The organism is Streptomyces sp. NPDC093225 (assembly GCF_044753805.1).
Taxonomy (GTDB): Bacteria; Actinomycetota; Actinomycetes; order Streptomycetales; family Streptomycetaceae; genus Streptomyces.
In genome coordinates this window covers 108,057-123,616 of record NZ_JBIVNX010000013.1, presented here as the reverse complement: position 1 = coordinate 123,616, position 15,560 = coordinate 108,057, and the positions used below count along the sequence as shown (strand labels likewise).

General features: G+C 72.7%; 12 protein-coding genes. 4 read left to right on the top strand and 8 right to left on the bottom strand.

The features are described 5' to 3' along the window. Positions 1–58: 58 nt before the first annotated feature. Positions 59–1,489 (bottom strand): argininosuccinate lyase, encoded by a 1,431-nt coding sequence (gene argH, locus ACIQCH_RS14995; RefSeq protein WP_402581094.1) that lies wholly within the window; start codon positions 1,487–1,489, stop codon positions 59–61. 200 nt (positions 1,490–1,689) lie between these two features. Beyond that, the gene (locus ACIQCH_RS14990) at positions 1,690–2,883 is read right to left on the bottom strand and encodes an argininosuccinate synthase (protein WP_402581093.1); all 1,194 of its coding nucleotides are present in this window, start codon (positions 2,881–2,883) and stop codon (positions 1,690–1,692) included. Between the two features lie 175 nt (positions 2,884–3,058). Between ACIQCH_RS14990 and ACIQCH_RS14985 the strand changes: the two genes are divergently transcribed. The 3 genes from ACIQCH_RS14985 (at position 3,059) to ACIQCH_RS14975 (ending at position 6,051) form a co-directional block, all read left to right on the top strand. Next, on the top strand, positions 3,059–4,651 hold the full coding sequence (locus tag ACIQCH_RS14985; RefSeq protein ID WP_402581092.1) for a hypothetical protein: 1,593 nt from the start codon (positions 3,059–3,061) through the stop codon (positions 4,649–4,651). Further along, positions 4,627–5,208 (top strand): pyridoxamine 5'-phosphate oxidase family protein, encoded by a 582-nt coding sequence (locus ACIQCH_RS14980; RefSeq protein ID WP_402581091.1) that lies wholly within the window; start codon positions 4,627–4,629, stop codon positions 5,206–5,208. Before ACIQCH_RS14985 ends, ACIQCH_RS14980 begins: the two co-directional genes overlap by 25 nt. A gap of 108 nt (positions 5,209–5,316) precedes the next feature. After that, positions 5,317–6,051 (top strand): L,D-transpeptidase, encoded by a 735-nt coding sequence (locus ACIQCH_RS14975; RefSeq protein WP_402581090.1) that lies wholly within the window; start codon positions 5,317–5,319, stop codon positions 6,049–6,051. A gap of 84 nt (positions 6,052–6,135) precedes the next feature. On the opposite strand, the gene ACIQCH_RS14970 is transcribed toward ACIQCH_RS14975, so the two are convergent. Genes ACIQCH_RS14970 through argC form a run of 5 tightly spaced genes read right to left on the bottom strand, consistent with a single transcriptional unit; the run spans position 6,136 to position 11,029 of the window. Further along, on the bottom strand, positions 6,136–6,699 hold the full coding sequence (locus ACIQCH_RS14970) for an arginine repressor (protein ID WP_030192896.1): 564 nt from the start codon (positions 6,697–6,699) through the stop codon (positions 6,136–6,138). Between the two features lie 7 nt (positions 6,700–6,706). Beyond that, positions 6,707–7,924: an acetylornithine transaminase gene (locus tag ACIQCH_RS14965; RefSeq protein WP_402581089.1), complete on the bottom strand. Its 1,218-nt coding sequence runs from the start codon at positions 7,922–7,924 to the stop codon at positions 6,707–6,709. Continuing rightward, entirely contained in the window at positions 7,921–8,832 is a 912-nt protein-coding gene (argB, locus tag ACIQCH_RS14960; RefSeq protein WP_402581088.1) for an acetylglutamate kinase, read from the bottom strand. Before argB ends, ACIQCH_RS14965 begins: the two co-directional genes overlap by 4 nt. After that, positions 8,829–10,004, bottom strand: coding sequence for a bifunctional glutamate N-acetyltransferase/amino-acid acetyltransferase ArgJ (gene argJ / locus ACIQCH_RS14955; protein ID WP_402581087.1), 1,176 nt, complete (start codon positions 10,002–10,004; stop codon positions 8,829–8,831). The genes argB and argJ overlap by 4 nt, the downstream gene beginning before the upstream one ends. Further along, a complete protein-coding gene (argC, locus tag ACIQCH_RS14950) occupies positions 10,001–11,029 on the bottom strand; it encodes an N-acetyl-gamma-glutamyl-phosphate reductase (protein WP_402581086.1) in 1,029 nt (342 codons plus the stop codon). Before argC ends, argJ begins: the two co-directional genes overlap by 4 nt. A 441-nt stretch (positions 11,030–11,470) precedes the next feature. On the opposite strand from argC, the gene ACIQCH_RS14945 reads away from it, so the two are divergent. Further along, a complete protein-coding gene (locus tag ACIQCH_RS14945) occupies positions 11,471–12,832 on the top strand; it encodes an alpha/beta hydrolase (protein WP_402581085.1) in 1,362 nt (453 codons plus the stop codon). A 283-nt stretch (positions 12,833–13,115) separates the two neighbouring features. Here ACIQCH_RS14945 and ACIQCH_RS14940 read toward each other — a convergent pair whose 3' ends face one another. Beyond that, positions 13,116–15,503 carry an ATP-binding cassette domain-containing protein gene (locus ACIQCH_RS14940; RefSeq protein ID WP_402581084.1) on the bottom strand — a complete coding sequence of 796 codons (2,388 nt, stop codon included), beginning with the start codon at positions 15,501–15,503 and terminating at the stop codon, positions 13,116–13,118. Positions 15,504–15,560: the final 57 nt, after the last annotated feature.

Sequence of the window (15,560 nt, the reverse complement as noted above, 5' to 3'; positions counted from 1 at the left end):
GACGCGTGAGGGCGGTGGGTGCCGGACGGCACCCACCGCCCTCCGGCGACGATCGGGACTACTTCTGCTTGGCGGTGGCCCAGGCGTGCTGGATGACCAGGTCCGCCTTCAGCTCGGTGAGCTGGACGGCGACGGCCGAGGGGGCCGTGCCGCCGCGCCCGTTGCGGGAGGCCAGGGCGCCGGGGACGTCGAGGACCGTACGGACCTCGGGCGTGAGGTGCTCGGAGATCTTGGCGAACTGCTCGTCGGTGAGGCCGTCCAGCTCGATGCCCTCGGACTCGCACACCTTGACGCACTCGCCCGCGACCTCGTGCGCGACCCGGAACGGCACGCCCTGCTTGACCAGCCACTCCGCGATGTCCGTCGCGAGCGAGAAGCCGGCCGGCGCGAGCTCCTCCATCCGCTCCCGGTTCACCGTCAGGGTGGCCATCATGCCGGTGAAGGCGGGGAGCAGGACCTCCAGCGTGTCGCAGGAGTCGAAGACCGGCTCCTTGTCCTCCTGGAGGTCCCGGTTGTAGGCCAGCGGCAGGGCCTTGAGCGTGGCCAGCAGGCCGGTCAGGTTGCCGATGAGGCGGCCCGACTTGCCGCGCGCCAGCTCCGCGATGTCCGGGTTCTTCTTCTGCGGCATGATCGAGGAGCCGGTGGAGAAGGCGTCGTGCAGGGTCACGAAGGAGAACTCCTTCGTGTTCCAGATGATGACCTCCTCCGCGATCCGGGACAGGTTGATCCCGATCATCGCGGTGACGAAGGCGAACTCGGCGACGAAGTCCCGGGAGGCCGTCCCGTCGATGGAGTTGCCCGCGGAACCCCGCTCGAAGCCGAGGTCGGCCGCGACCGCCTCCGGGTCGAGTCCGAGGGAGGAGCCGGCCAGCGCGCCGGAGCCGTACGGCGAGACGGCCGTACGCGTGTCCCACTGCCGCAGCCGCTCCGCGTCCCGGGACAGCGACTGGACGTGCGCGAGGACGTGGTGGGCGAACAGCACCGGCTGGGCGTGCTGGAGGTGGGTACGGCCGGGCATGGCCACGTCCGCGTGCGCCTCGGCCAGGCCCACCAGCGCGTCCTGGAGCTCGGCGATCAGACCGCCGATGATCCGGGCGTGGTCGCGCAGGTACATGCGGAAGAGCGTGGCGACCTGGTCGTTGCGGGAGCGGCCGGCCCGCAGCTTGCCGCCGAGGTCGGGGCCGAGCCGCTCCAGCAGGCCCCGCTCAAGTGCGGTGTGCACGTCCTCGTCGGCGATGGTCCCGGTGAACGAGCCGTCGGCGACGTCCGCCTCCAGCCGGTCCAAGCCCGCGATCATGCGCTCGAGCTCGTCGGCGGTGAGCAGCCCGGCCTTGTGCAGCACGCGGGCGTGGGCACGGGAGCCGGCGATGTCGTACGGGGCCAGCCGCCAGTCGAAGTGGACCGAGGCGGACAGCTTCGCCAGGGCCTCGGCGGGGCCGTCGGCGAACCGGCCGCCCCAGAGCCGGACGTCACCGTTGTTGCTGCTCACTGCTCTGCTCCTCGCGTGTGCAAGAGGGGGTGCTGCCGTTGCCGGGATGCATCGGCGGGATGTACGGCCGCCTCCCCGCCGCGGAGGAGCGGGGAGGCGGCCGTTTTCACCGTACGCCGCACCGCGGCCGACCCGGCGATGCGCTCACGGGCGCCCGGGGGGACCGGTGGTGGCGCGGCGTACGGTCCTGCTGCCTGGGATCAGGCGAGGTCGCGCTTGGCCGCGATCTTCGACGACAGGCCGAAGATCTCGATGAAGCCCTGGGCCTTCGACTGGTCGAAGGTGTCGCCGGTGTCGTAGGTGGCGAGGTTGAAGTCGTACAGCGACTGGTCCGACTTCCGGCCGGTGACGACCGCGCGGCCGCCGTGCAGGGTCATCCGGACGTCGCCGGTGACGTGCTGGTTGGCCTCGTTGATGAAGCCGTCCAGGGCGCGCTTGAGCGGGGAGAACCACAGGCCGTCGTAGACCAGCTCGCCCCAGCGCTGCTCGACCTGCCGCTTGTAGCGGGCCAGCTCGCGCTCGACGGTGACGTTCTCGAGCTCCTGGTGGGCGGTGATCAGCGCGATCGCGCCCGGGGCCTCGTACACCTCGCGGGACTTGATGCCGACCAGCCGGTCCTCGACCATGTCGATCCGGCCGATGCCCTGGGCGCCGGCCCGCTCGTTGAGCTGCTGGATGGCCTGCAGGACGGTGACGGGCTTGCCGTCGATGGCGACCGGGACGCCCTCCTTGAAGGAGATGACGACCTCGTCCGCCTCGCGCACCACGGCCGGGTTCTGGGTGTACTCGTAGATGTCCTCGATCGGGGCGTTCCAGATGTCCTCGAGGAAGCCGGTCTCGATCGCGCGGCCGAAGACGTTCTGGTCGATGGAGTACGGGGACTTCTTCGTCGTCGCGATCGGCAGCTCGGCCCGCTCGGCGAAGGCGATGGCCTTGTCCCGGGTCATGGCGTAGTCACGGACCGGGGCGATGCACTTCAGGTCGGGGCCGAGGGCCTGGATGCCGGCCTCGAAGCGGACCTGGTCGTTGCCCTTGCCGGTGCAGCCGTGGGCCACGATCGAGGCGTCGTGCTTCTTCGCGGCGGCGACGAGGTGCTTGACGATGGTGGGTCGCGACAGCGCGGAGACCAGCGGGTAGCGGTCCATGTAGAGGGCGTTGGCCTTGATCGCCGGGAGGCAGTACTCCTCGGCGAACTCGTCCTTGGCGTCCGCGACCTCGGCCTCGACGGCACCGCAGGCGAGCGCGCGCTTGCGGATGACGTCCAGGTCCTCGCCGCCCTGGCCGACGTCCACGGCAACGGCGATGACCTCGGCGCCCGTCTCCTCGGCGATCCAGCCGATGGCGACGGAGGTGTCCAGGCCGCCCGAGTAGGCGAGTACGACGCGCTCGGTCACGGGTTTCTCCTTACGGTGCAATCAACGACAGGCATAACTATGCATGACTCCGTATGTTTCGTCAACGAGGTGTGGGCACACCGCTCTGACCTGCGCGAATAATGGGCGGTAGGTCCCCCAGGCGGCCGTCTACGCTCCTTCGTGGCGGGCCGAGCACACGGCGAAAGGGACGATCATGGACACCGACGCGGGCACCGACGCGCGTACGGGTACGGAGGCCGGAACGGGCACGGAGGCCGGGCCGGGTACTGACGCGGGTACGGACACCGGGGCGGGTACGGACACGGCCGCCGGCGTGCGGATGGCCCGCCGGATCGCCGACGGGGCCGGCGTCGCCCGAGCCCTGGGCCTCGGGCACGTCGACGAGCAGACCGCGGCCGGCCGCTGGCTCGCGCTCGACTTCGGGGTACGCCGGTGGGGCCGGCCCGAGCGGCTGCCCACCCTCGCGCCGCAGCCGCCCGGGGGCGACGATCCCGGCGACCACCCGCTACCCGGCGCCGGGCTCGCCCTCGCCCTGTGCCACCCGGAGGGCCGCGTCCGCGAGGCCGCCCTCGAACGGGTCGCGGCGGGCCGGGAAGAGCTGCTGCCGCTGGTGGTGATCCGGTGCGCCGACTGGGCCCGGCCGGTACGGGAGCGGGCCCGCGCCCTGCTCCCGGGGCTGCTGGCGGAGCTGCCCCCGGCGGACGTCCTGGCCCTGGTGCCGGTGGCGTTGCGGGTGGGGCGGCGCGAGCGCGGCGACTGGGCCCGGGAGCTGTTCCTCACGGTGCTCGGCACGCTGCCCGGCCAGGACCCGGCCCGGCGACTGCGGGCCAGTACCGACCTGGCCACCCGCCGCCTCGGAGCCCGCCTGACCGTGGCGCGGGGCAGCCTGCCGGCGGCGGAGCTCGCGGCCCTGGCGGCCGCGGCCCGGGACGTGGTCGTCCAACGGCTGTACGCGGACGCCACCCTCGCGGCCCTGCCGGAGGCCGCCGGCAGGAGCGGCGTTCGGGACCCGGCCCCGGCCGGTGCCCCCGACGCGATCGCGCCGCTGCTCGCGGCCCGGCCCGCCGAGGTGCGGGCGGCCGGGGTCACCGCGCTGCGCCGGGCCGGGCGGCCGGATCTCGCGCCGCCGTACCTCCTCGACCGTTCACCCCTCGTCCGGGCCTGCGCCCGCTGGGTGCTGCGCCAGTACGGCACCGACCCGCGCCCCCTCTACCGGGATCTGTGCACCGGTCCGGCGGCGGAGGTGCCGCGCCGGGCGCCGGTCGGTCTGGGCGAGTGCCGGACGCCCGGCACCGGAACCCGCGACGCGGACGCGGCGGTGCTGACGGCACTGCTCGCCCACCCCGACGGGCTGGTACGGGCGGACGCGGTGACCGGACTGCGGCTGCTGGGGCGGGCGCGCCCGGAGACGCTGCTGCCCCTGATCGACGACCCGTCACCTGCGGTGGTCCGGGAGACGACCCGGGCGCTGCTTCCGTTCGACGACCGCCTCCCGGACGCCTGGCTCAGGGAGCGTCTGGACCCCGCCGGGCCGGACCACCGCCGCCGGGCCGCGGCCCGCCTGCTGTCCGCCCGGTACGGGGACGCCGACCCGTGGGCGGCCGGCGGACTGGCGGACGAGTGGTGGGAGCTGAGCACCGAGGGGTCGGCCGGGGCCACCCCGGTCCCGGCCGACCGGCCCGCGGCCGGGCCCACTCCGCCCCCGGCTCCGCAGCCGGAATCCGGCCAACGCCGGCCGCCCTGGTGGCGGATACTCCTGCCATGGGAAAGATCTACGAACGCATAGACGGACGGCTGCGGACCTTCATCGAGGCGCAGCCGGTGTTCTTCACCGCCACGGCGCCGTTGGCCGGGGACGGGCACATCAACCTCTCCCCCAAGGGCCGGGCCGGCACCCTGGTGGTGATCGACGAGCAGACGCTCGCCTACCTCGACTTCGGCGGCAGCGGCGCCGAGACCATCGCGCACGTGCGCGAGAACGGCCGCATCACCCTCATGTGGTGCGCCTTCGACGGCCCCCCGAACATCGTGCGCGTGCACGGCGAGGGCGAGGCCGTGTTCCGCGACGACCCCCGCTGGCCGGCACTGATCGGACTGTTCGAGGCCGTGGACGGCCCCTCGGCCCGCGCGGTCATCCTGGTGCACGCCAACCGGATCTCCGACAGCTGCGGCTACGCCGTGCCCTTCATGGGCTACCGCGAGGAACGCACCTTGCACGCCGAGTACTTCGCACGCAAGACGGACGAGGAGTTCGCCGCGTACTGCGAGAAGAAGGAGCACATCGGCACCAGCCTCGACGGCCTGCCCGCGCTGCCGCTCCCACTGCCGCCGCGTACGGCCTGAAGGCGGGTACCGCACGGCCCCGCCGCGCGCCCGGCGCGTCCGGTAGGGTCGCCGCCGCGTACCGTCTGATGCGCCCTCCGTTTCCCTCCCGCACCGAGAGGTCCGCCCGTGCGCATCGCCGCCGCCCTGGCCGCCGGAACCGCCCTGCTCCTCGGCCCCGTCGCACACGCCGCACCGCCCGTGCCCGTCGGGCCGACCGACACCCGGCCCGCGGCGCTGCCGCTGCCCGCGCGGATGGCCGACACCGGCGGCGGCACGCAGCTGATCACCGCCGTCGCGCCCGCACCCGGCTCCACCACGGGCACCGTGACCTGGTGGGACCGGCGGGCGGGCCGGTGGTTCGAGGCCGGCAGTGCCCCGGCCCGGTTCGGCGCGCACGGGCTGGCGGAGGGGACCACCCGCGTGCAGGGCACCAGCACGACCCCGGCCGGGCTGTACGCGCTGCCGTACGCCTTCGGGATCCAGAAGGCGCCGGCCGGGACCGCGTTCCGGTACAAGCGCGTGACGCCGCAGTCGTGGTGGTGCCAGGACAACGCCTCCACCCGCTACAACCGCTGGGTCGAGCCGCTGCCCGCGGACTGCGCGCCCGGGGAGGCCGAGCACCTGGTCTCGTACGCCGCCCAGTACGCGTACGCGCTGGTCGTCGGGTTCAACTACGACCGGCCGGTGCGCGGTCGGGGCGCCGGCATCTTCCTGCACGTCAACGGGCGCGGCGCCACGGCCGGCTGCGTGTCCGTACCGGAGCGGGACATGCGCCGGATCCTGACCTGGGCCGACCCGCACCGCCACCCGCACATCGCGATCGGCACCCGCTCGGGGGCCCTGGACGTGACCGCCTACTAGCCACCCCGCGGTCGCGCCCCGGGCCGCACCGGATGCGCGCAGGGCCCCGGCGGGTGTCCGCCGGGGCCCTCCGCGCGAAAGGGGTCAGCCCTCCTTCTGGGCCAGTTTCAGGAGGTGGTCGGCCAGGGCCTGGCCGCCCGCCGGGTCGCGGCTGATGAGCATGAGCGTGTCGTCGCCCGCGATGGTGCCGAGCACGGCGTGCAGTTCGGCCTGGTCGATGGCCGAGGCCAGGAACTGGGCCGCTCCCGGCGGGGTGCGCAGGACCACGAGGTTGGCGGAGGCCTCCGCCGAGATCAGCAGTTCACCGGAGAGGCGCCGCATGCGCTCCTCCTTGGCCGACTCGCCCAGCGGCGCCTGCGGGGTGCGGAAGCCGCCCTCGCTGGGGACCGCGTAGATGAGCTCGCCACCGGTGTTGCGGATCTTCACCGCGCCCAGCTCGTCGAGGTCGCGCGAGAGCGTCGCCTGGGTGACGCTCAGCCCGTCGTCGGCGAGCAGCTTGGCCAGTTGGCTCTGGGAGCGCACCGGCTGCCGGTTGAGGATGTCCACGATCCGGCGGTGGCGGGCGGTGCGGGTCTGCGGGACGGCGGGACCGCCTCCGGAGTCCGCACGGGAGGACCCGTACTGCTCGTTGTCCTGCGCCTGGCTCATCGTCGTCTCATTCTCCGGTCCGTCCGCCGCCTGCGTTGCCTGCGTTGTCGAGGATGCCGGGCAGGGCCCGCACGAAAGCGTCCACCTCGTCCTCCGAGACCACGTACGCGGGCATGAGGCGTACGACGTCGGGGGCGGGGGCGTTCACGAGGAAGCCGGCGTCCTGAGCCGCGCGCTGCACCTGGGCCGCGAGGGGCTCGGTCAGCACGATACCCAGCAGCAGGCCCGCACCGCGGACGTGGGAGACCAGCGGGTGGCCGGAGGCTTCGATTCCGGAACGCAGCCGCTCGCCGCGCTCCTTGACCTGGTCGAGCAGTCCGTCGGCGGCGATGGTGTCGAGCACGGCGAGGCCGGCGGCGCAGGCGACGGGGTTGCCGCCGAAGGTGGTGCCGTGCTGGCCCGGCCTGAGCAGGTCGGCGGCGGGGCCGAAGGCGGCCACGGCACCGATGGGCAGGCCGCCGCCCAGGCCCTTGGCGAGGGTGACGAGGTCGGGGTCGACGCCCTCGTCCGCCTGGTGCGCGAACCACTGGCCGCACCGGCCGACGCCGGTCTGGACCTCGTCGAGGACGAGGAGGGTGCCGGTGGCCCGGGTGATCTCGCGGGCGGCCCTCAGGTAGCCCGGGGGCGGCACGACGACGCCGAACTCGCCCTGGACGGGCTCGATGATGACGAAGGCCGTCTCCTCGGTGACGGCCGCGCGCAGCGCCTCCACGTCGCCGTACGGCACGTGCGTGACGTCGCCGGGCAGCGGCAGGAAGGGGGTCTGCTTGCCGGGCTGGCCGGTCAGCGCGAGGGCGCCCATGGTCCGGCCGTGGAAGCCGCCGTTCGTGGCGACCATGTGGGTGCGGCCGGTGAGCCGGCCGATCTTGAACGCCGCCTCGACCGCTTCGGCACCGGAGTTGCAGAAGAACACCCGGCCGGGCCGGCCGAAGTGCTGCAGCAGCCGCTCGCCGAGGGCGAGGACCGGCTCGGAGGCGTACAGGTTCGAGACGTGGCCGAGGGTGGCGACCTGGTCGGAGACGGCCCGGACGATCGCGGGGTGCGCGTGGCCGAGGGCGTTCACCGCGATGCCGCCGACGAAGTCGGTGTACGCGTTGCCGTCCGCGTCCCAGACCTGCGCGCCCTCGCCGCGGACCAGGGCGACGGCGGGGGTGCCGTAGTTGTCGGTCAGGGTGTCCCGCCAGCGCCGGGCGAGCTCCTGGTTGGACGTCGTACCGCCGCTCATGTCCGGTCCCCTCCCTGCTCGTCGGGCACGACCATCGTGCCGATTCCCTCGTCCGTGAAGATCTCCAGCAGGATCGAGTGCTGGACCCGCCCGTCGATGACGCGGGCGGTGCGGACGCCGTTGCGCACGGCGTGCAGGCAGCCCTCCATCTTGGGCACCATGCCGCTGGACAGCTCGGGCAGCAGCTTCTCCAGCTCGCTGACCGTGAGCCGGCTGATGACCTCGTCGCTGCTCGGCCAGTCCGCGTACAGGCCCTCGACGTCGGTGAGGACCATCAGCGTCTCGGCGCCGAGGGCGGCCGCGAGGGCCGCTGCGGCGGTGTCGGCGTTGACGTTGTAGATGTGGCCGTCGTCGGCGCTGCGCGCGATGGAGGAGACGACCGGGATGCGGCCGTCCTCCAGCAGCGCCGCGATGGCGCCGGTGTCGATGGCGGTGATCTCGCCGACCCGGCCGATGTCGACGAGCTCGCCGTCGATCTCCGGCTTGTGCTGCACGGCGGAGATGGTGTGGGCGTCCTCGCCGGTCAGGCCGACGGCCAGCGGCCCGTGCTGGTTGAGGAGCCCGACCAGCTCACGCTGGACCTGGCCGGCCAGGACCATGCGGACGACGTCCATGGCCTCGGGCGTCGTGACGCGCAGCCCGGCCTTGAACTCGCTGACCAGGCCCTGCTTGTCGAGCTGGGCGCTGATCTGGGGGCCGCCGCCGTGGACCACGACGGGCTTGATGCCGGCGTGCCGCAGGAAGACGACGTCCTGGGCGAAGGCGGCCTTCAGCTCCTCGTCGACCATGGCGTTGCCGCCGAACTTGATCACGACGGTCTTGCCGTGGTGGCGGGTGAGCCAGGGCAGGGCCTCGATGAGGATCTGGGCCTTGGGGAGGGCGGTGTGCTTCCGCGCGGTACCGGTCATGAGGAGTAGGCGCTGTTCTCGTGGACGTACTCGGCGGTCAGGTCGTTGGCCCAGATCACGGCGGACTCGGAGCCGGCGGACAGGTCGGCGGTGATGCGGACCTCCCGGTCCTTCATGCTGACCAGGTCGCGGTCCTCGCCCACCGAGCCGTTCTTGCAGACCCAGACGCCGTTGATGGCCACGTGCAGCCGGTCGGGGTCGAAGACGGCCTTGGTGGTGCCGATGGCGGAGAGCACCCGGCCCCAGTTGGGGTCCTCGCCGTGGATGGCGCACTTGAGGAGGTTGTTGCGGGCGATGGAGCGCCCGACCTCGACGGCGTCCTCCTCGCTGGCCGCGCCGACGACCTCGATGCGGATGTCCTTGCTGGCGCCCTCGGCGTCGCCGATGAGCTGGCGTGCCAGGTCGTCGCAGACGGTCCGGACGGCGTCGGCGAAGTCGGCTGCGGGGGGCGTGGTGCCGGAGGCGCCGGAGGCGAGCAGCAGCACGGTGTCGTTGGTGGACATGCAGCCGTCGGAGTCGACCCGGTCGAAGGTGAGCCGGGTGGCCGAGCGCAGCGCGGTGTCGAGGGCGGTGCTGTCGAGGTCGGCGTCGGTGGTCAGGACCACGAGCATGGTGGCCAGGCCGGGGGCGAGCATGCCGGCGCCCTTGGCCATGCCGCCGACGGTCCAGCCGTCGCCCTCGAAGACGGCCGTCTTGTGCACGGTGTCGGTCGTCTTGATCGCGACGGCGGCGGCCTCGCCGCCGTCCTCGGCGAGGGCCGCGGTGGCGGTCTCGACGCCGGGCAGCAGCTTGTCCATGGGGAGCAGTACGCCGATCAGGCCGGTGGAGGCCACGGCGATCTCGCCGGCGTTGTGCTCGCCGCCCGCGACGCCGGCCGCGTTGAGGGTGTCGGCGACCTTCTCGGCGGTGGCGTGGGTGTCCTGGAAGCCCCGGGGGCCGGTGCAGGCGTTGGCCCCGCCGGAGTTGAGGACGACGGCGCTGACGGCGCCGCCGCGCAGCACCTGCTCGGACCACTGCACCGGGGCGGCCTTGACGCGGTTGGAGGTGAACACGCCGGCGGCCGCCAGACGGGGGCCGTGGTTGACCACGAGGGCCAGGTCGGGGTTGCCGTTCTCCTTGATCCCCGCGGCGATGCCCGCCGCGGTGAAACCCTGTGCAGCCGTAACCGTCACGGCGCCACTCCAATCGTGGAAAGTCCCAGTGCCTCGTCGAAGCCGAGGGCGATGTTCATGCTCTGCACCGCGCCGCCCGCGGTGCCCTTGGTCAGGTTGTCGATGGCGCTGATCGCGATGACGCGGCCGGCGGCCGGGTCGTACGCGACCTGGACCTGCACGGCGTTGGAGCCGTACACGGCGGCGGTGGCGGGCCACTGCCCCGCGGGGAGCAGGTGGACGAAGGGCTCGTCCGCGTACGCCTTCTCGTACGCGGTCCGCAGCGCGTCGGCGGTGGCGCCGGGGGCCGCCTTGGCGCTGCAGGTGGCGAGGATGCCGCGGGGCATGGGCGCGAGGGTGGGCGTGAAGGACACGGACACCTTCCGCCCCGCCGCGGCCGAGAGGTTCTGGCTCATCTCGGGGGTGTGGCGGTGGCCGCCGCCGACGCCGTACGGGGTCATGTTGCCCATGGTCTCGGCGCCGAGCAGGTGCGGCTTGGGGGCCTTGCCGGCGCCGGAGGTGCCGGAGGCGGCGACCACCACGGCCTCCGGCTCGGCGAGGCCGGCCGCGTACGCCGGGTAGAGCGCGAGCGAGACGGCGGTCGGGTAGCAACCGGGCACCGCGATGCGCTTGGACCCCTCCAGCGCGGTGCGGGCACCCGGCAGTTCGGGGAGGCCGTACGGCCAGGTTCCGGCGTGCGGGGAGCCGTAGAACGCCTCCCAGTCGGCGGCGTCCTGCAGGCGGAAGTCGGCGCCCATGTCGACGACCAGGACGTCCGGGCCGAGCTGCTCGGCGACCGCGGCGGACTGGCCGTGCGGGAGCGCGAGGAACACGACGTCGTGGCCGGCGAGCACCTCGGAGGTGGTCGGCTCCAGCACGCGGTCGGCGAGCGGGAAGAGGTGGGGCTGGAGGGCGCCGAGACGCTGGCCGGCGTTGGACGCGCCGGTCAGCGCACCGATCTCGACCTCCGGGTGCGCGAGGAGCAGGCGCAGGAGTTCTCCGCCCGCATACCCGCTCGCACCGGCCACCGCTGCTCGTACCACCATCGGACCCTCCATCGTTCGATGGCATGACTATACGTATCGATGCACGTTTATGCAAAGGTCTTTCGCGCCGCTGGAGCGCCCCGGGGACAGGAATAGCCAGCAGCCCGTGTCCAGCAGCCGTCGCGAGCCCGATCAGCACGGCCGCGCTGGCGGTCGCGAAGAGCGGTTCACCCCTGGTCTCACCCTGGCTCGCCCCGGAACGGACCCTGACAACGGCACCTGGCGGCCGACGGCCCGCCTAGCCTTCTGAGGCGGTCCCGGCCGGTTCGCACATTCGTGTAGCACGTCTCCCGCTCACGGTCAGGAGGACGATTCATGCTGTTCAGAAGCAGGTCCGCGATACAGCGCGTTGCCTTACGAGGGACGGTCGCGGTCGCGGGTACCATCTTCGCCGCCGTCGCCGGTTTCACCGCCGCCGCACCCATCGCGACGGCATCGCCGGTGACCGCCGAAGCTCTGCGGTGGGCTCTGTGCGACGTTCGGGACAACCCGGGATCCGAGTGCGCCACCCTCACCGTGCCGGTCGACTGGGCCCGTCCGAGCGGGCCGACGTTCAGCCTGGCTGTGGCCCGCCGGCAGGCCACCGACCCCGGTGCACGCATCGGCTCGATGGTGTTCGGCCCCGGGGGACCCGGCGACTCCGGTGTGGAGCGGGTGGTCAAAGGCATCGACCGGTTCAGCCCCGAGGCCCGTCGCAGGTTCGACATCGTCAGCTTCGACCCGCGCGGCGTGGGTGGCAGCAGCCCGGTGACCTGCTCCGGCGACCTGCTGGCCCAGCGGCCGTCAGCGGATCTGGCGAGCCAGGCGGACTTCGACGCCGTCCTCGCGTACAACAAGCAGCTCCGCGCGGACTGCCGGACACGCACCGGCGCCGTGTTCGATCACCTCGACACGGGCCAGACCGTCCAGGACCTGGACGCGCTCCGGGCAGCCCTCGGCGAAGCCCAACTGACCTTCCACGGAAGTTCGTACGGCACGGTGCTCGGGGCACAGTACGCCGAGACCTACCCGCACCGGATCCGCGCCATGGTGCTGGAAAGCGTGATGGACCACGGTGTTTCCCGCACCCGTGACTTTCTGGGAGCCCAGGCAGTGGCGGCGCAGGACTCTTTCGACGAGTTCGCGAAGTGGTGCGCCCACGACGCATCCTGCGCACTGCACGGCCGCGACGTACGCGCGGCATGGCGGGGGCTGCTGAGCCGGGCCGAACGAGGCGAACTGGAGGATCCCGAACGGCCTGGAGTCCACCTCTCGCTGGTGGAGCTGGTCAACAGGATCGCCTTCAAGGAGTTCTACGCCGTCAGGTACGCGGAACTGGCCACCGCCATCCTCCGCATGGAGGCGAGCAGCCCACTCCCTGCCTCGCCCGGCTCGACCATGCCGCTGCCGCCCGCGACCCCCGTCCTCTGCTCGGACTGGCACCTGCCCGTGCGGGACTACCAGGAGTACGCCTCACTCGTCCGCACGATGAACAGAACCGCACCCGACCTGCCGCACCTGCTGCCGATCCAGATGACAGCGGCATGCCTGGGCACGCCGACCGCCAACCCGCAGCACCGCCTGGCGGTCCGCGGAGCCCCTCCGATCCTGCTCTCCAGCGCACTCCACGACCCTGCCACCGGCTACCCGTGGGCGGTCTCGGTGACCAGGCAGCTCGGCCGCGGTGGTGTGCTCCTCACGTACGAGGGTCAGGGCCACGGCAGTGTCGCCAGCGGCCCCTGCATGGAGCGCGCCGTCGACGGATACCTGACCAACCTGACCTTGCCGCCACGCGGCACCAGATGCCCTGCCGCGCTGTCCTGAGCGAAGCGTCTCCCGGCAGCACCGACGGGCGACGCCGACCGGCTCGTCCGGTCCGGGCTGTACGCCGTGAGCCGGCGAACCACCACGGCTGACAGTCCGTCGTCGCCGGTCACGGGCTGCTTCACCCACTCGCCGACACCAGCGAGCTGAACCCGAACCGGTTCTCGTGCGCAGAGGGAGAACTGGGCGCTTCGGTTGACGCAGCTCGCCAACCGAAGCGCCCAGTCACAGGGGGCGTGGGGCCGCGACGGCCGGGCGGGGCCCGGAGGGTCGGACGGGGGCGTCAGGCGCCGACGTAGGCGGCCAGGTGTTCGGCGGTGAGGGTGGAGCGGGCGGCGACGAGGTCGGTGGGGGTGCCCTCGAAGACGATCCGGCCGCCGTCGTGGCCGGCCCCCGGGCCGAGGTCGATGATCCAGTCGGCGTGCGCCATGACCGCCTGGTGGTGCTCGATGACGATCACGGACTTGCCCGCGTCGACGAGCCGGTCGAGCAGGCCGAGCAGGTGCTCGACGTCGGCGAGGTGCAGGCCGGTGGTGGGCTCGTCCAGGACGTAGATCCCGCCCTTCTCCCCCATGTGCGAGGCCAGCTTCAGCCGCTGCCGCTCGCCGCCCGAGAGCGTGGTGAGGGGCTGGCCGAGGCTGAGGTAGCCGAGGCCGACGTCGGCGAGCCGTTCCAGGATCTTGTGCGCGGCCGGCGTCCTCGATTCACCGGCGCCGAAGAACTCCTCGGCCTCGGTCACGGGCATCGCGAGCACCTCGCTGATGTCCCGCCCGCCGAGGCGGTACTCGAGGACCGAGGCCTGGAAGCGCTTGCCCTCGCACTCCTCGCAGGTGGTGGCCACGCCGGCCATCATCGCCAGGTCGGTGTAGACGACGCCGGCGCCGTTGCAGGTGGGGCAGGCGCCCTCGGAGTTGGCGCTGAACAGCGCCGGCTTCACGCCGTTGGCCTTGGCGAAGGCCTTGCGGATCGGGTCGAGCAGCCCGGTGTACGTCGCCGGGTTGCTCCGCCGCGAGCCGCGGATCGGGCTCTGGTCGACCGAGACCACCCCCTCGTCGGCCGGGACCGACCCGTGGACGAGCGAGCTCTTGCCCGACCCGGCCACGCCGGTGATGACGGTCAGGACGCCGATCGGGATGTCGACGTCGACGCCCTGCAGGTTGTGCGTCGTCGCGCCGCGGACCGCCAGCGCGCCGGTGGGCGTACGGACGGACGGCTTGAGGGAGGAGCGGTCGTCGAAGTGGCGGCCGGTGATCGTGCCGGCCGCCCGCAGCCCGTCGACGGTGCCCTCGAAGCAGACCGAGCCGCCCGCGGCGCCGGCGCCGGGGCCGAGGTCGACGACGTGGTCGGCGATCTCGACGACCTCCGGCTTGTGCTCGACGACGAGGACGGTGTTGCCCTTGTCGCGCAGCCGCAGCAGGAGCTCGTTCATCCGCTGGATGTCGTGCGGGTGCAGGCCCGCGGTGGGCTCGTCGAAGACGTACGTGACGTCGGTGAGCGAGGAACCGAGGTGGCGGATCATCTTGACGCGCTGCGCCTCGCCGCCCGAGAGCGTGCCCGCGGGCCGGTCGAGCGAGAGGTAGCCCAGGCCGATCTCCGTGAAGGAGTCCAGGGAGTGCTGGAGCTTGGCCAGCAGCGGGGCCACCGACGCGTCGTCGAGGCCGCGGACCCAGTCGGCCAGGTCGCTGATCTGCATCGCGCAGGCGTCGGCGATGCTGATGCCCGCGACCTTCGAGGACCGGGCCGCCTCGGTGAGGCGGGTGCCGTCGCAGTCGGGGCAGGTGGTGAACGTGACCGCCCGCTGCACGAAGGCGCGGACGTGCGGCTGCAGCGCGTCGACGTCCTTGGCCAGCATCGACTTCTGCAGCTTCGGGATCAGGCCCTCGTACGTGAGGTTGATGCCCTCGACCTTGATCTTGGTGGGCTCCTTGTGCAGCAGGTCGTGCAGCTCCCGCTTGGTGTACCTGCGGATCGGCTTGTCCATGTCGAAGAAGCCGGAGCCGGCGAAGATGCGCCCGTACCAGCCGTCCATGCTGTAGCCGGGGATCGTCAGCGCGCCCTCGGCGAGCGACTTGGTGTCGTCGTACAGCTGGGACAGGTCGATGTCGTTGACGGAGCCACGGCCCTCGCAGCGCGGGCACATGCCGCCGGTGCGCCGGAAGGTCGCCTTCTCGGTCTTCTGGGCGCCGCGCTCGACGGTGATGGCGCCGGTCGCGTGGACCGAGGGGACGTTGAAGGCGTACGCGCCGGGCGGGCCGATGTGCGGGCTGCCGAGCCGGCTGAAGAGGATGCGGAGCATCGCGTTGGCGTCGGTGGCGGTGCCGACGGTCGAGCGCGGGTCGGCGCCCATCCGCTGCTGGTCGACGATGATCGCGGTGGTCAGGCCGTCGAGGACGTCGACGTCGGGGCGCGCGAGGCTGGGCATGAACCCCTGGACGAAGGCGCTGTACGTCTCGTTGATCAGGCGCTGCGACTCGGCGGCGATCGTGTCGAAGACGAGCGAGCTCTTGCCCGAGCCGGAGACGCCCGTGAACACCGTCAGCCGGCGCTTGGGGATCTCGATGCTGACGTCCTTGAGGTTATTCTCGCGCGCGCCGAGCACGCGGATGAGGTCGTGGCTGTCGGCGGCGTGCGGATCCGACGCGTGCGCGTCCGTCCTCGTGGCCTTGCGCATCGTCTCGTCTCTCCTCCGTTGCGGGGCCCGGGCACGGGCCCCGTGGTGCGGGCGCCG